Here is a 14482-nt window from a genome sequence, read left to right as displayed (position 1 = left end):
GGGGGGGGGGGGGGGAAAGGGGGGGGGGGTTGGGGGGGGGTTCCAGGGAGAGGGGGGGGGCCCCAACCGTGTTCCGCTTCGCCCGCCTCGGTGGGGCTCTCGGGGGTGCTGCGGGCCGCCCCGTGTTACTCGGTGCTGCTCGGCACTACTCCGCGCGGAGCATCGCGTCGACCACCCGGGCGGAGGCCTTGCCGTCGTCCAGGTCGCAGTACGCCGTGCGGAACGCGGCGGCCTTGTCGGCGTACTCGGCCGCGACCTCGCCGACCCGGCCGAGCGCGTCGACCAGTTCCTCGGAGGTGGCCAGCAGCGGGCCGGGCGCCTCCGCCTCGAAGTTCAGGCTGAAGCCGCGCAGGTTGTCGCGGTAGTGCTCCAGGTCGTAGGTGAAGAACAGGATCGGCTTGCCGGTCGCGGCGAAGTCGAACACGCTGGCCGAGTAGTCGGTGATCAGCACGTCGGCGATCAGCAGCAGCTCCGCCATGTCGGGGTAGCTGCCGACGTCCCAGATGTAGCCGTTGCCGGCGCCCGGGATCTGACCGCACATCATGCTGTGCCGGCGCACCAGCAGCACCTGGTCGTCGCCGAGCGCGGCCTTGGCCGCCGCCAGGTCGAGCCGCAGGTCCAGCTGGTACCCGCCGTTCGGCCGACGCCGGTCCTCGCGCCAGGTCGGCGCGTAGAGCACGACCTTCTTGCCCTCGGGCAGGCCGAGCCTTTCGCGCACCTGCTCGGCGGTCTTCTCCCGGTCGGCCGCGAAGAGCAGGTCGTTCTTCGGCGAACCGCTTTCGAGAATCTCGCCCTTGTAATCGAACGCGCGTCGCAGGATCGGGGCCGACCAGCTGTTGCCGGCCGCCAGCAGACTCCAGCTCGGAACCTCCCGGGCGAGGCCCTTCAGGTAGTTCGCATCCGTGAACCAGACCTTCTCGAAATCGAGGCCGATCTGCTTCAGCGGGCTGCCGTGCCAGGTCTGCAGGACCACCTGGCCGGGGCGGCGGACGAAGAAGTCGGGCAGGTGGGTGCTGGTGACGATGTACTTGGCGGTGGCCAGCGCCTCGAACCACTCCGGGCTCCACAGCCGGATCGCGCTCGCCGACTGCGGCAGATCGGCCTGGAGGTCGTCACTGCCCCACAGGTGCTCCAGCGGCAGGCCGCGGCGGACCAGCTCCTCGTGGACCGCCCGCGGCGAGTCGGCGTACAGGCCGCCGAGGCCGACGTTGTACAGCACGGTGTCGCGCACCGGGTGCCGGCGGGCGTTCGGGTAGTCGACGAACCGCAGCTGGCGCAGCCGGTAGCCGCTGCGCTCCTCCGGCAGCAGCGCCGAGTGCGACTCCAGGGAGAGGCCGTCGTGGTGGCGGCGCTCCAGCACGATGCGCTTGCCCCGGGACTCCACCTCCAGCGGCATCGCGCCGAAGCAGTCCGGCGAGATCAGCGCGTACGAGCTCGGAAGCTCCTCGGCCACGGCGCCGACCGGACGGAAGAAGACGTTCCAGGTGCCCTGGGCGAGCGGCACCCGGCCGGCGAAGGAGGCCGTCGGCACGGCGGGCAGCGCGGTCCGGAACCGTCCGTCCGCGATCTCCACCGGGTAGACGTGCTCCTCCTCGCGCCAGTCGTGCCGGACCACCAGCTCCCAGCGGTGCGCGCCGGACAGCGGGAACGAACCGCTGAGCAGGAAGCCGTCCGCGCCGCGGGCGGAGACCTCGTCCACCACCGGCTGCAGCAGCTGGTCGGAGAACTGCAGGTACCCGCTGGGGGAGGGCTTGGAGTAGAGCGCCCGGCGCTGGTCGACCGGGGCGTCCGGGTTGAGCGGCAGGTGCAGCTGCGCCGGGGCGTTGCGGTCGTCCCAGGTCACCGGGACGGTGCTGCCGTCGGCCAGGACCAGCGCGGTGTCCCAGCGGTCACGGGCGCGCTCGGCGGCCACCGGGTCCAGCTCGGCCCAGGCCTCGCGGAGGGCGGTCAGCTCGGCCACCGGGAAGGACACGCTGAACGGCTGCAGGCTGCCGACCGGCGCGCCCAGCTCCAGCGGGAAGGCCAGCTCGCGGTCGGACTCGACGTGGGTGAGCCGCAGCCGGGCCCCGGCGAAGCTGGAGCCGGAGCGGGCCGCGCCCGACACCTCGACCCGGCCGCCGTGCGAGGCCAGGCCGGTCACCCGGGCCTTGACCGTCTCCACCCGCAGGTAGACGGAGCCGTCCCGGACCCACGGCACGATCCGCACGTCCGGCTCGACCCAGTGCGCCGGGATGTACTGCGCGGTGTCGCTCCAGCCGGCCCAGACCCGGCCCTTGTAGACGCCGCCCTTGCCCGCGCCGGCCACCAGGACGCGCCAGTTGCCGTCCTTCCACTGGCCGCGGTGCTTGAGCTTCTTCGGGTCGACGCCGACGGTGAAGCCGGCCCAGTCGCAGCTGTACAGGTCGTGGTGGCAGCTGGCGGTGGCCTCGGGGCTGTACTGGGTCTTCATCGGCACCGCGATCACCCGGCGGCCCTTGGCCTCGCGCAGCACCAGGGTGCGGACCATGTCGTGCTTGCCGGCCGCGCCCATCTGCTCCGGGTACGCGTGCCCGGTCAGCTGCAGCCGCCCGCCGACCCAGGCCGTCTCGTACAGCCGGCTGCGCATGACCAGCGAGTTGTCCAGCTTGAGCACGCCGGACGGCACGCTCTTGCGCCCGCCGCGCAGGAACGGGTAGTCGGCGTACGGGCGCAGCAGACCGCGGGCCTGGACGCCGCCGTTGCTCTCGCCCTCGTACTTGATCTGCTCGACGAACTCGTCGATCCGGCCCTGGAGGGTCAGGTGGTACTTGAGCCGCAGCGGCGCCCGCAGCTTGCGGACCTGCTCGGGGCCGATCGCCCGCAGCAGCCGGCTGACGTTCTTGATGTAGGCGTCCCGGTACTCCTTGTCGCCGTCCACGACGGACCAGAAGAACATCGGGATCTCCTCGACGAGGGTGTTCTCGTCGTAGGAGCGCAGGTACTGGGCGAAGCGCGGATCGGTCTGCTTGCGCAGCCAGCCGCGGACCAGCTCGACCGAGGTGACGCGGTCGATCAGGCCCTTGGGGTTGGTGCGCATCTGGGTGATCGACATCTCGCCGACCTCGCGCTCGCGCCAGTGGTAGATCGGCTCGCAGAGCACGTCCACGCTCTTGGCGAGGTAGTGGTGCGGCACGCTGACCGGCGCGTCCTCGTACAGGATGCCCTCGGGGTAGAGGATGCCGGCCGCGTCGAAGAAGGAGCGGCGGTACACCTTGTTCCACGCGGTGCGGTCGGTGACCAGCGCCGGGACCTCGGTGATGTGCGTCTTGAGCTTGGTCTCCCTGAACGGCCGCGAGTGGCCGCCGGACTGGTAGTAGCCCACCGCGCGGAACCGCAGCACGTTGCCGGTGGCGAAGTCCGAGCCGGTCTCGTCCAGGGTGTTGATCATCAACTCGTACGCGCTCGGCGGCATCGAGTCGTCACTGTCGACGAAGCACAGGAACTCGGCGTCCGGGTCGATGTGCCGGATGCCGGTGTTGCGGGCCGCGCCGAGGCCCTTGTTCACCTGGCGGACCAGGCGGAACCGCGAGTCCTTGGCCGCGTACGCCTCGGCGAGGGCCGCGCTGTCGTCCTTCGAACCGTCGTCGACCATGACGCACTCGAAGTCCGTGAAGGTCTGGGCGGCGATCGAGTCGAGGCATTCGACCAGGTAACGCTCGACGTTGTAGATCGGAACGACGATGGAGAGGCGGGGAGCCATCGGCTACGCAGGCCTTTCTCGGGAAGGAGCGTGGCAGCCCGTTGAGGGCCTGACCGCACTTTGGATCGGTGCGTACGTGCGCACCGATCCTACCTCCGGGCCATGGGGCCCTTCGGGGCCACTACGCTGGGCCCGTGCCCCGCTTCAGCGTGATCGTCCCCGTGTACCAGGTTCAGGACTACCTCGCCGAGTGTCTCGACTCGGTGCTCGGCCAGGGCGGCCCCGACCTCGAACTGATCGCGGTGGACGACCGCTCCCCGGACGGCTGCGGCCCGATGCTCGACGAGGCCGCCGCCGCCGACCCGCGGATCCGGGTGCTGCACCTGCCCGAGAACGTCGGCCTCGGCCGGGCCCGCAACGCCGGCCTGGAGGCCGCCACCGGGGACTACGTGATCTTCCTCGACAGCGACGACACGCTCACCCCCCAGCTGCTCAAGAGCGTCGACGACCGGCTCGCCGCCACCGGCGACCCGGACGTCCTGGTCTACGACTACGCCCGCACCTACGCCGACGGCCGGATCACCCGGGCCGCCTCCGCCCACGTGTTCGGCGCCGCCTCCCCGGACGTCTTCGACCTCGCCGCCCGCCCCGACCTGCTCGACCTGCTCCAGGTGGTCTGGAACAAGGCCTACCGCCGCGACTTCGTCACCGCCCAGCAGCTGGTCTTCCCGGCCGGCTACTACGAGGACACCCCCTGGACGTACCCGGCGCTGCTCGCCGCCGCCCGGATCACCCTGCTCGACGAGGTCGGCGTGCACTACCGCCAGCGCCAGGAGGGCGGCAACATCCTGGCCACCGCCAGCCGCAAGCACTTCGACGTCTTCGCCCAGTACGACCTGGTCTTCGCCTTCCTGGACCGCCGCCCCGACCTCGACCACTGGCGCCCGGTCGTCTACGGCCGGATGCTGCACCACCTCAACACCGTCGTCTCCAAGCCCGGCCGGATCCCGCCCGGCGACCGCCGCGAGTACTTCCGCCGCGCCGCCGCCCACTGCGCCCGGCTCCGGCCGGCCGGCTACCGCCCGCCGCCCGGCGTGGACGGCGTGCGCACCGAACTGCTCAGCCACGGCCGCTACGGCGCCTACCAGGCCGTCCGCGCCCTCGCCCGGGCCCGCCGCCTGGTGAAACGCTAGAGACTGCGCCGAGCCTGACGGCCATTCGGAGGACGGACCGGTATAACCGGTCGGGTGGACTTCCTGACCCGCCTCCCGGTCGTCGGCCCGCTCGTCACGTGGGTGCTGCGCAGCCGCCCGTACCGGGTGTACGAGTACTTCTCCGCGGCCCGGGGCAACCGGCTGGCCGGTGCGGTCACCTTCTTCGGCTTCCTCGCCCTGTTCCCGCTGCTCACGGTGGGCCTGGCGATCGCCGTCTCGACGCTCAGCAGCAGCCAGGTGGCGGACCTGCAGAAGCACATCTCCGACCAGCTGCCGGGCATCTCGCAGGCGCTCAACCTGCCGTCCCTGGTGGCCAACGCGGGCGCCGTCGGGCTGGTCAGCGGGGCGCTGCTGCTGGTCTCCGGCCTCGGCTGGGTGGACACCATGCGCACCTCGATCCGGGACGTCTGGCAGCTGCCCGACGACGACACCAACGTGGTGCTGCGCAAGGCCTGGGACTGCGCGGTGCTGGGCGGCCTCGGCGTGGTGTCGCTGATCTCGGTGGGCGCCTCCACCGCCGGGACGACGCTGGCCGGGCGGATCGCCGACTGGACCGGCCTGCGCAGCGGCTACCTGCTGACCGGGGTCGGCGTGCTCATCGCCATAGCGTGCGACACGCTGCTCTTCGCCTACCTGCTGGCGCCGTTCCCCGGGATCCGCGGCCAGCGCCGGCGCGACGTGCTGCAGGGCGCGCTGATCGGCGCGGTCGGCTTCGAGCTGCTGAAGGTCCTGCTCGCCTCCTACCTCGGCTCCGTCGCCGGGAAGAGCCTGTACGGCGCCTTCGGCGTGCCGGTGGCGCTGCTGCTGTGGATCAACTTCGTCTCCCGGCTGCTGATGTACTGCGTGGCCTGGACGGCGATGGCCGATCCGGTGGCCGCCCGGGAGCGCACCCGGGAGCACGCCCGGGCGCTGCTGGCGGCGGCCGACGAGGCGCAGGCGGCCGCGGACACGACGGCGGCCCGGCCCCGGGAGGAACCCTGAGGCCGGGCCGTCCGTCCGGCCGTCACCAGCCGGCCGCTCCGCGGCGTCCGCGCCGTAGGACCAGCACCCCGTAGCCGGCCGCGGCCGTCACCAGCACGACGGCCAGCCAGCCGCCGAGGCCGAGCCCGTCGTCCTCGGCGGCGGCGGGGGTGGCAGTGGGGGTGGTGCCGGGCCGGGTGGCGGGGGTGGAGTCCGGCGGGGGCGCGCCGGCGGTGCCGCCGGCCTGGCCGCTCGGCTCGCCGTCCGGCGGGAGTTCGTCGACCAGCTTGCCGACCGGCTGCACCTTTCCGGCCGCCGCGAAGCCCCAGTCCAGCAGGGCCGCGGTCTCGTCGTAGACCTTCTGGTAGCTGTCCGGGTGCATCACGGTCACCAGCAGGGTGCGGCCGTTGCGTTCGGCGGCGCCGACGAAGGTCGAGCCGGCGTTGGTGGTGAAACCGTTCTTCACGCCGATCAGGCCGGGGTACTTGCCCAGCAGGCGGTCCGTGTTGGCGATCCCGAAACTGCCGCGCTGGCCGGTGTTCTTGTCCACCGCGCCCGGGAACATCGCCTGCCGGGTGGCGCAGTACATCCGGAAGTCGGGGTTGCGCAGGCCGGCCCGGGCGAACAGCGACAGGTCGTAGGCCGAGGAGAGCTGCCCGTCCATGTCGTAGCCGTCCGGGGAGATCACCCGGGTGTCCCGGGCCTGGAGGGCGTCGGCGCGGGACTGCATCTCGACGACGGTCTGCTCGACGCCGCCGTTCATGTGCGCCAGGACGTGCACGGCGTCGTTGCCCGAGCTCAGGAACACCCCGCGCCACAGGTCCTCGACCCGGTATTCCAGGTTCTCCTTGATGCCGACCAGGCTGCTGCCCTCACCGAGCCCGAGGATCTCCTCGTCGGCGACCTTGTGCACCGTGCTGCGGTCGAACTTGGGCAGCACGGTGTCGGCGAAGAGGATCTTCAGGGTGCTGGCCGGGGCGAGCCGCAGATGCGGGTTGCTGGCCGCCAGCACGTCGCCCGACGTGGCGTCGGAGACTATCCAGGACTCGCCGGTGAGGTCCCTCGGCAGGGCCGGGGCTCCGGCCAGCGGCGAGACCTGGACGCCGGAGCGCCCGAGCCGCTCGCCGCCGACCGCGGAAGCGGCCGGGGGCGGCTCCTGCGGGGCGGCGACCGCCCCCGGGGCGGCTAACAGGGCCGGGAGGACCGCGGCGGTCGTGACGAACAGATGCGCGAATTTCTGACGACGTGTGGACACGCGCAGACCGTACCCACTTCGGGGCATCCGCTGTGCGCCACACCGGGCCGGTCCTCCGTACGAGGGGCCCGCCCTACGCCGATCGGCGGTCCGCGCATACTGGGGGACGCACCCCGCCTCCCCACCCCCGACGAGGACCCCCATGAAGCTCAGCCGCCGCACCTCCTGGTTCCTGACCGCCTTCGGCGTCTGGTCGATCATCATCTGGACCACCTTCGTCAAGAACCTCTGGAAGGACTCCGGCGGCCAGGCCTTCACCAACGGCGACCACTCCCAGCCCACCGCCTTCTTCTGGATCCACCTCCTCCTCGCCGTCACCTCCTTCCTCCTCGGCATCGCCGTCGGCGCCGTCGGCCTGCGCGGCCTCCGCGCCACCCGCCGCACCCCGGTTACCGACTGAATCTCCGTTGCCGCTGTCGGTCCCCACTGGAAAGATCCTCACCGCTCGTACACGTAACGAGATCTCTCGATCAAAGGGGTGGGGTACCTCCATGACACTTCGGCATGCCCGCAGACTCGGCGGGGTGACGGCGGCCGCGATCGCGGCCGGCCTGCTCACCGCGCCCGGCGCCTTCGCCGCCGACACCGCGCCGGCCGTCCTCGGCACCAGCCAGGGCAGCGAGTACCGCGCCGACGCCTGCGACTCGACCACCGACCCGAGCTGGGTCGGACGGACCACGAACGGCCCGACGCTCAACGCCAAGGTCACCGGCACCGGTGCCCGGTTCGGCGTCTGGGACGAGACCACGGGCGCCCAGGCCCCGGTGTTCACCGGCGAGGCCCAGGCGTACGGCCAGCAGGCCAAGGTCGCCGTCCCCGGCCTGGTGGACGGGCACGGCTACGCATGGCACGCCTGGGCCGTGCAGGACCAGCAGGCCTCCGCCCCGTCGGCGGACTGCCACTTCCGGGTGGACACCACGAGCCCGACCGCCACGGTCTCCTCGCCCGACTTCCCGGCGAGCGGCACCGCCACCAAGTACGCGGGCCAGAAGGGGACCTTCGTCCTCACGACCGCCGACCCGGCCCCGGCCGGCGGGCAGGCCTCCGGCGTCGCCTGCGTCCGGTACGGCTTCGGCTACCTCGGCGTCGGCGGCTGCGACTCGTCCGATGCCGTCAAGCCGGGCGCCGACGGCACGGTGACGGTCGGCCTCAAGGTCCTGAACTGGGGGACCAACATCCTCAACGTCCAGGTGACGGACAAGGCGGGCAACGTCGGCGGGGCGTCCTACACCTTCTACGCCCCGTCGAACCCGAACCCGCCGAAGGCCCTCGGCGACGTCGACGGGGACGGCACCGCGGACATCCTGCTGCCCGACGCGCAGGGCAACCTGCAGTACCTCGGCGTGAACGCGTCCGACACGACGCCGAATGCGGTGATCACGGGCGCCCACGCGCCGTACGACGGCAACTGGGCGCCGTTCCAGGTGGCCCACCTGGGCTGGTCGAACCAGCACGCGCCGTCCTCGGACGACCTCTTCGTCCACAAGCCGGGCGACGGCTACCTCTACCAGTACCGGAACTTCGACTACGGCTCCTTCTCCCAGACCTGGACGGGTGCCGGGCGTTCGACCCGCTGCGTGGACGGCACCGGGGCAGCCGCGGCGTGCCCCGCCGACTACGCCTCCGACTGGTCGAAGGCGGACCAGCTCGTCGCGTTCGGTCCGGCGACCGGCGGCTTCGCCCCGTCGCTGGTGACCCTTGAGGGCGGCAACCTCTGGCTGCATGCCGGCGGCAACTTCAGCTTCGGCACCCAGAAGGTCCGCAAGCTCACCACCACCGGTGACTGGGCCGGCTACGACCTGATCGCCCCCGGCCCGGACGCCGCCGGCAACCTCGCCCTGTGGGCGCGCGACCGGGCGACCGGTGACCTGCACGCCTACCCGGTCCCGAAGAAGGCCGACGGCACCTTCGACTTCTCCGCGCTCGCGGACCCGAAGGCGAACGTGGTCGCCACCGGCTTCACCACTGCCGCCTACCCGACCCTCGGCAGCTCGGGCGACGGTGACGGGGACGGCACGCCGGACCTGTGGGCCGTGACCGCCGACCGGCACCTGGTGACCTTCAGCGGCTGGTCCGCCCCGAAGGACCTCGGCGTGCTGCGCTGAGCCCATGGCGAAGGCCCCCGTCCGATCATCCGATCGGGCGGGGGCCTTCGCCGTGTCAGGCGGAGATCAGAAGCGGCGGGTGACCAGCGCCCGCTTCACTTCCTGGATCGCCTTGGTGACCTCGATGCCACGCGGGCAGGCCTCGGAGCAGTTGAAGGTGGTGCGGCAGCGCCACACGCCCTCACGGTCGTTGAGGATCTCCAGGCGCTGCTCGGCGCCCTCGTCGCGCGAGTCGAAGATGAAGCGGTGCGCGTTCACGATCGCGGCCGGGCCGAAGTACTGGCCGTCGTTCCAGAACACCGGGCAGGACGACGTGCACGCGGCGCACAGGATGCACTTGGTGGTGTCGTCGAAGCGCTCGCGGTCCTCGGCGGACTGCAGGCGCTCGCGGGTCGGGTCGTTCCCCTTGGTGATGAGGAACGGCATGACGTCCTTGTACGCCTGGAAGAACGGGTCCATGTCCACGACCAGGTCCTTGAGGACCGTGAGGCCCTTGATGGCCTCGATCGTGATCGGCTTCTCCGGGTCGACGTCCTTGATCAGGGTCTTGCACGCCAGCCGGTTGCGGCCGTTGATCCGCATGGCGTCGGAGCCGCAGATGCCGTGCGCGCAGGAACGGCGGTAGGTGAGGGTGCCGTCCTGCTCCCACTTGATCTTGTTGAGCGCGTCCAGGACGCGCTCCTTCGGGTCGAGCGTCAGCTGGTAGTCGACCCACACCGGGTCCGGGTGCTCCTCCGGGTTGAACCGGCGGATCCGGAAGGTGACGGTGATCAGCTCGACGCCGCCCGCCTCGACCGCGTCCAGAGCGGCCGAGTGCTTCTCCACGGTAGGAGTGCTCATCAGTACTTACGCTCCATCGGCTGGTAGCGGGTCGTGACGACCGGCTTGTAGTCGAGGCGGATGGAGGTGCTGCCGTCGGCGGCCACCTCCTGGTACGCCATGGTGTGCTGCATGAACTTCACGTCGTCACGGGTCGGGAAGTCCTCGCGGTAGTGGCCGCCGCGCGACTCCTCGCGGGCCAGCGCGGAGACGGCCAGCACCTCGGCCAGGTCGAGCAGGTTGCCCAGCTCGACGGCCTCCAGCAGGTCCGTGTTGTACCGGAAGCCCTTGTCCTGGATCGAGACGTTCTTGTAGCGCTCCTTCAGCGCGGCGATGTCCTCGACCGCCTGCTTCAGGGTGGCGCCGGTGCGGTACACCATCGCGTTGGCGTCCATGGTCTCCTGCAGCTCCTTGCGGATCTGCGCCACGGACTCGGTGCCGGCGGCCTCGCGCAGGCCGTCGACCAGGGCCTGGACCTTCTCGGCCGGGTTCTCGGGCAGCTCGACGAACTCGTGCACGTTGGCGTAGTCGGCGGCGGCGATGCCCGCGCGACGGCCGAACACGTTGATGTCCAGCAGCGAGTTGGTGCCCAGGCGGTTGGCGCCGTGCACGGACACGCAGGCGACCTCGCCGGCCGCGTACAGGCCCGGGACGACGTCGGTGTTGTTGCGCAGCACCTCACCCTCGACGTTGGTCGGGATGCCGCCCATGGCGTAGTGCGCGGTGGGCTGGATCGGGATCGGGTCCGTGTAGGGCTCGATGCCGAGGTAGGTGCGGGCGAACTCGGTGATGTCCGGGAGCTTGGCGTCCAGCTGCTCCGGCGGCAGGTGGGTCAGGTCCAGGTAGACGTGGTCGCCGTCCGGACCGCAGCCGCGGCCTTCGCGGATCTCGGTGTAGATCGCGCGGGAGCAGACGTCACGGGACGCGAGGTCCTTCATGACGGGGGCGTAGCGCTCCATGAAGCGCTCGCCGTCCTTGTTGCGCAGGATGCCGCCCTCGCCGCGGGCGCCCTCGGTGAGCAGGATGCCCATGCGCCAGATGCCGGTCGGGTGGAACTGGAAGAACTCCATGTCCTCCAGCGGCAGGCCGCGGCGGTACACCAGGGCCTGACCGTCACCGGTGAGGGTGTGGGCGTTGGAGGAGACCTTGAAGAACTTGCCGGTGCCGCCGGAGGCGAACACGACGGACTTGGCCTGGAAGACGTGGATCTCGCCGGTGGCCAGCTCGTAGGCGACGACGCCGGCCGTCTTGCCCTCGTTGATCAGCAGGTCGAGGACGTAGAACTCGTTGAAGAACTCGACGCCGTGCTTGACGCAGTTCTGGAACAGCGTCTGGAGGATCATGTGACCGGTGCGGTCGGCCGCGTAGCAGGAGCGGCGGACGGGGGCCTCACCGTGGTTGCGGGAGTGCCCGCCGAAGCGGCGCTGGTCGATCCGGCCCTGCTCGGTGCGGGAGAAGGGCAGGCCCATCTTCTCCAGGTCGAGGACGGCGTCGATGGCTTCCTTGCACATGATCTCGGCGGCGTCCTGGTCGACCAGGTAGTCACCACCCTTGACCGTGTCGAAGGTGTGCCACTCCCAGTTGTCCTCCTCGACGTTGGCGAGGGCGGCGCACATGCCGCCCTGGGCCGCGCCGGTGTGGGACCGGGTGGGGTAGAGCTTGGTCAGGACGGCGGTGCGGGTGCGCTGCGTCGACTCGATGGCCGCGCGCATGCCGGCGCCGCCGGCGCCGACGATGACGGTGTCGTACTGGTGAATCTGCATGGGGGTTCTAACTCGCCTCTGGCCTCTGCCGATTGCCGATTAGATGCTTTGTCGTCAGATGTTGGGGTCGAAGGTGAAGATCACCAGGGTGCCGAGCAGCACGGTGAAGACCGTGGCGGTACCCATGAGCCCCTTCAGCCAGAGCCGGGTCGAGTCCTTCTCGGCGTAGTCGTTGATGACCTGCCGCATGCCGTTGGCGCCGTGGAGCATGGCGAGCCAGAGCATCGTGAGGTCCCAGACCTGCCAGAACGGCGAGGCCCAGCGGCCGGCCACGAAGGCGAAGCCGATCTTGGAGACGCCGCCGTCGAGCACCAGCATGATCAGCAGGTGCCCGAGGATCAGGACCACGAGGACGATGCCGGACAGGCGCATGAAGAGCCAGGCCAGCATCTCGAAGTTGGTGCGGGTGCGGCGCGGGGTCTTCGGGGTCCGCTTGCGCGGCGGCTCGATGACGAACGCGTCCGCCGGGTTGCCGGTGCCGAGGCCCTTGCCGGTGTGCGCGTGCGCGGAGGGGACGACCAGCGCGTCGGAGTATTCCGTGGACATGTGTCAGCTCACTTCCCGAACCAGGAGATCAGCGTGTGCTGCAGGATCCCGTAGAAGGAGCCGGCCATCAGCACGACCCAGACCGCCACGACGGTCCAGAGCATCTGCTTCTGGTACTTCGGGCCCTTGGACCAGAAGTCCACGGCGACGACCCGCAGGCCGTTGAGGGCGTGGAACAGGATGGCGGCCACCAGGCCGTACTCCATCAGGTTCACGAGAGGAGTCTTGTACGTCTGAATGACGGTGTCGTACGCCTCGGGCGACACTCGCACCAGAGCGGTGTCCAGGACATGGGCGAACAGGAAGAAAAAGATGAGGACGCCGGTGACTCGATGAGCCACCCAGCTCCACATGCCTTCCCGGCCGCGGTACAGCGTTCCAGCCGGCACGGAAAAACCCTCCGGAAGCGATTGGGGGCTCGGCCGGCTTCGGTGTCGGTCAGCCCGGCCAGGTACGGTCCACCGGCCGCCAGCATCCTATCGACGCTGCGTCGGGAACCGCCTCCGGGGGTCTCAGGTGTGATCAATCAGGCACGACTGGCCTAGCCGGACGGGAACCGGCGGCGCTTTGGTCGCTCTGGGTGACGGCTCGACTGCGTTACGGTGGCGGCCCGCTCCGCCGCCGACACCCTGCCGAGGCCCCCGTGCCGCTTCGCCCCGTCCGACCGTCCGCCGCCGCCCTCGCGGCCCTGCTGCTGCTCGCCACGGGCTGCACCACGGTCGGCGGCTCCTCCGCGGACCGGGCCGGGCCCGGCCGCGAGCTGTCCGCGGCCGAGCTGCGGGCGGCCGCGGTGGCCGGTGCCGACCTCGGGGCGGGCTACACGGTGACGGTGATGACGCCCGGCCACGGCGACACCGGGGCGGGCGCGGGGCGGGAGGTCGCGGACGTCCCGGCCTGCCAGCCGCTGCTGGACGCGGTGACCCCGGCCGCCTCGGCCGCCCCGACCGGCGCCGGCACCGCCTCGGCCCCGCCGGCCCCGGGCTACCCGTACGCGGAGACCGACCTGAGCGTGGCCCGGACCGCCGACCCCAGGGGCGGCGTGTACGGCGGCCTGCTCGGCTACCGGACGGGGCGGGCGGCCGCGCTCCAGACGGAGCTGGAGAAGCTGTTCGGCCCGTGTGCCGTGTTCACCTCGACGGCCCCGGCGCCGCCGGCCGAGAAGCCGGGGAAGAAGGCGCCGATCCGGACCAGGCACCGGCTGAACCGTGAGGACACGCCCACCCCCGGGGGAGCGGACACCGCGCTCGGATTCACCCTGACGAATGAATCGGGGAGCGCGGTGCTCTCGCAGCGTGCGGTGCTGGCCCGGATCGGGCCGGCGCTCGCGGTGTTCACCACCTTCGGGGTCGCCGCCGAGCCGGCCGCCGCGCCGGACGAGGTGATCGTCCGGCAGCAGGTGGCCAAGCTGCGGGCCGCCCAGGCGAAGAAGAAGTAGCGGGCGGAGAAGTAGCGGGCGGGGAGGGAGTGGGCGGGATGGAGGAGCAGGCGGCGGCTCAGCGCGCCCCGGCCTCCGAATGGGTGGCGACCAGGTGCTCCAGTCGGGTGAGGGCGATCCGGCGGAGCTCGTCCGCCGCGACCAGCCGCTCCTCGTCCGGGTCGTTGGCCAGCCGGGTGCGGATCGAGGAGAGCACGGTGTCGAGCATCTCCTCCGGGGCCACGCCCTCCAGGCAGACCACGAAGACGTGGCCGAACCTGGCCTCGTACGCGGCGTGGGCGGCCCGCAGCGCGGTGTGCGCGGCCTGGCTGCCCGGTGCCCGCATGCCGAGCAGCGGTTGCGGCATCCAGCTCTCGTCGGCGAGCGCCTCGGCCAGGTCGGCCGGGCGGAGGTCGTAGGAGGCCTCGCTGGCGGCGGCCAGCAGGGACTCTATGTCGGGGTAGGGCCGGTGCGCGGTGAGCCGCAGGGCCCAGCGGTGGCTGCCGCAGCAGGCCAGGAGGGCCTCCTCGGCGGCGCCGGCATCGGCTTCGTTGAAGCGGTGCAGCCCGAGGAGGGTCGGCTCGGAGCTTGGATCGAGCCGCTGTGGCGGGATGTCGCTGGCCAGCGGGTCCTCCTCGTGAGGGCGGGAAGGTGCCGGTGAAGTGGGGTGGGGTGGAGCAGCTGAAGTATGGGGGCTGCGGGCGGCGTCACGGCGCCGGTCGGGCAGCTCCTCAAAGGTAGTTGAGCC

12 protein-coding genes are annotated in these 14482 nt (G+C 71.4%); 5 read left to right on the top strand and 7 right to left on the bottom strand.

Annotated elements, in window-relative coordinates:
- Positions 1–145: 145 nt before the first annotated feature.
- The gene (locus ACFVX9_RS02005; protein WP_387979963.1) at positions 146–3718 is read right to left on the bottom strand and encodes a CDP-glycerol glycerophosphotransferase family protein; all 3573 of its coding nucleotides are present in this window, start codon (positions 3716–3718) and stop codon (positions 146–148) included.
- Positions 3719–3852: 134 nt separating this feature from the next.
- Here ACFVX9_RS02005 and ACFVX9_RS02000 point away from each other — a divergent pair, with 134 nt between their 5' ends.
- Positions 3853–4851, top strand: coding sequence for a glycosyltransferase family 2 protein (locus tag ACFVX9_RS02000; protein WP_380370201.1), 999 nt, complete (start codon positions 3853–3855; stop codon positions 4849–4851).
- 54 nt (positions 4852–4905) lie between these two features.
- Positions 4906–5853, top strand: coding sequence for a YihY/virulence factor BrkB family protein (locus tag ACFVX9_RS01995; protein WP_380370204.1), 948 nt, complete (start codon positions 4906–4908; stop codon positions 5851–5853).
- Positions 5854–5875: 22 nt separating this feature from the next.
- Here the strand turns inward: ACFVX9_RS01995 and ACFVX9_RS01990 are convergent, their stop codons facing one another.
- Entirely contained in the window at positions 5876–7087 is a 1212-nt protein-coding gene (locus ACFVX9_RS01990) for a D-alanyl-D-alanine carboxypeptidase family protein (RefSeq protein WP_380487054.1), read from the bottom strand.
- Positions 7088–7229: 142 nt separating this feature from the next.
- Between ACFVX9_RS01990 and ACFVX9_RS01985 the strand changes: the two genes are divergently transcribed.
- Positions 7230–7487 (top strand): SCO4848 family membrane protein, encoded by a 258-nt coding sequence (locus tag ACFVX9_RS01985; RefSeq protein WP_387979960.1) that lies wholly within the window; start codon positions 7230–7232, stop codon positions 7485–7487.
- A 91-nt stretch (positions 7488–7578) separates the two neighbouring features.
- The gene (locus ACFVX9_RS01980; RefSeq protein ID WP_387979958.1) at positions 7579–9192 is read left to right on the top strand and encodes a hypothetical protein; all 1614 of its coding nucleotides are present in this window, start codon (positions 7579–7581) and stop codon (positions 9190–9192) included.
- A gap of 66 nt (positions 9193–9258) precedes the next feature.
- Here ACFVX9_RS01980 and ACFVX9_RS01975 read toward each other — a convergent pair whose 3' ends face one another.
- The 4 genes from ACFVX9_RS01975 to sdhC are packed head-to-tail and all read right to left on the bottom strand — an operon-like array spanning position 9259 to position 12709.
- Positions 9259–10032: a succinate dehydrogenase iron-sulfur subunit gene (locus ACFVX9_RS01975; RefSeq protein WP_063349040.1), complete on the bottom strand. Its 774-nt coding sequence runs from the start codon at positions 10030–10032 to the stop codon at positions 9259–9261.
- Positions 10032–11774, bottom strand: coding sequence for a succinate dehydrogenase flavoprotein subunit (sdhA, locus tag ACFVX9_RS01970; RefSeq protein ID WP_063349041.1), 1743 nt, complete (start codon positions 11772–11774; stop codon positions 10032–10034). The genes ACFVX9_RS01975 and sdhA overlap by 1 nt, the downstream gene beginning before the upstream one ends.
- A gap of 54 nt (positions 11775–11828) precedes the next feature.
- Positions 11829–12320: a succinate dehydrogenase hydrophobic membrane anchor subunit gene (locus tag ACFVX9_RS01965; RefSeq protein WP_063349042.1), complete on the bottom strand. Its 492-nt coding sequence runs from the start codon at positions 12318–12320 to the stop codon at positions 11829–11831.
- Positions 12321–12328: 8 nt separating this feature from the next.
- On the bottom strand, positions 12329–12709 hold the full coding sequence (gene sdhC, locus ACFVX9_RS01960; RefSeq protein ID WP_063349043.1) for a succinate dehydrogenase, cytochrome b556 subunit: 381 nt from the start codon (positions 12707–12709) through the stop codon (positions 12329–12331).
- A gap of 254 nt (positions 12710–12963) precedes the next feature.
- Between sdhC and ACFVX9_RS01955 the strand changes: the two genes are divergently transcribed.
- Positions 12964–13755 carry a hypothetical protein gene (locus ACFVX9_RS01955; protein WP_387979956.1) on the top strand — a complete coding sequence of 264 codons (792 nt, stop codon included), beginning with the start codon at positions 12964–12966 and terminating at the stop codon, positions 13753–13755.
- A gap of 58 nt (positions 13756–13813) precedes the next feature.
- Here the strand turns inward: ACFVX9_RS01955 and ACFVX9_RS01950 are convergent, their stop codons facing one another.
- Positions 13814–14359, bottom strand: coding sequence for a 2-oxo-4-hydroxy-4-carboxy-5-ureidoimidazoline decarboxylase (locus ACFVX9_RS01950; RefSeq protein WP_380487059.1), 546 nt, complete (start codon positions 14357–14359; stop codon positions 13814–13816).
- Positions 14360–14482: the final 123 nt, after the last annotated feature.

Source organism: Kitasatospora sp. NPDC058243 (genome assembly GCF_042882025.1).
In the GTDB taxonomy this organism is placed as follows: domain Bacteria; phylum Actinomycetota; class Actinomycetes; order Streptomycetales; family Streptomycetaceae; genus Kitasatospora.
Note: the sequence above shows the minus strand (reverse complement) of the source record. Positions and strands in the feature narration are given on the sequence as shown.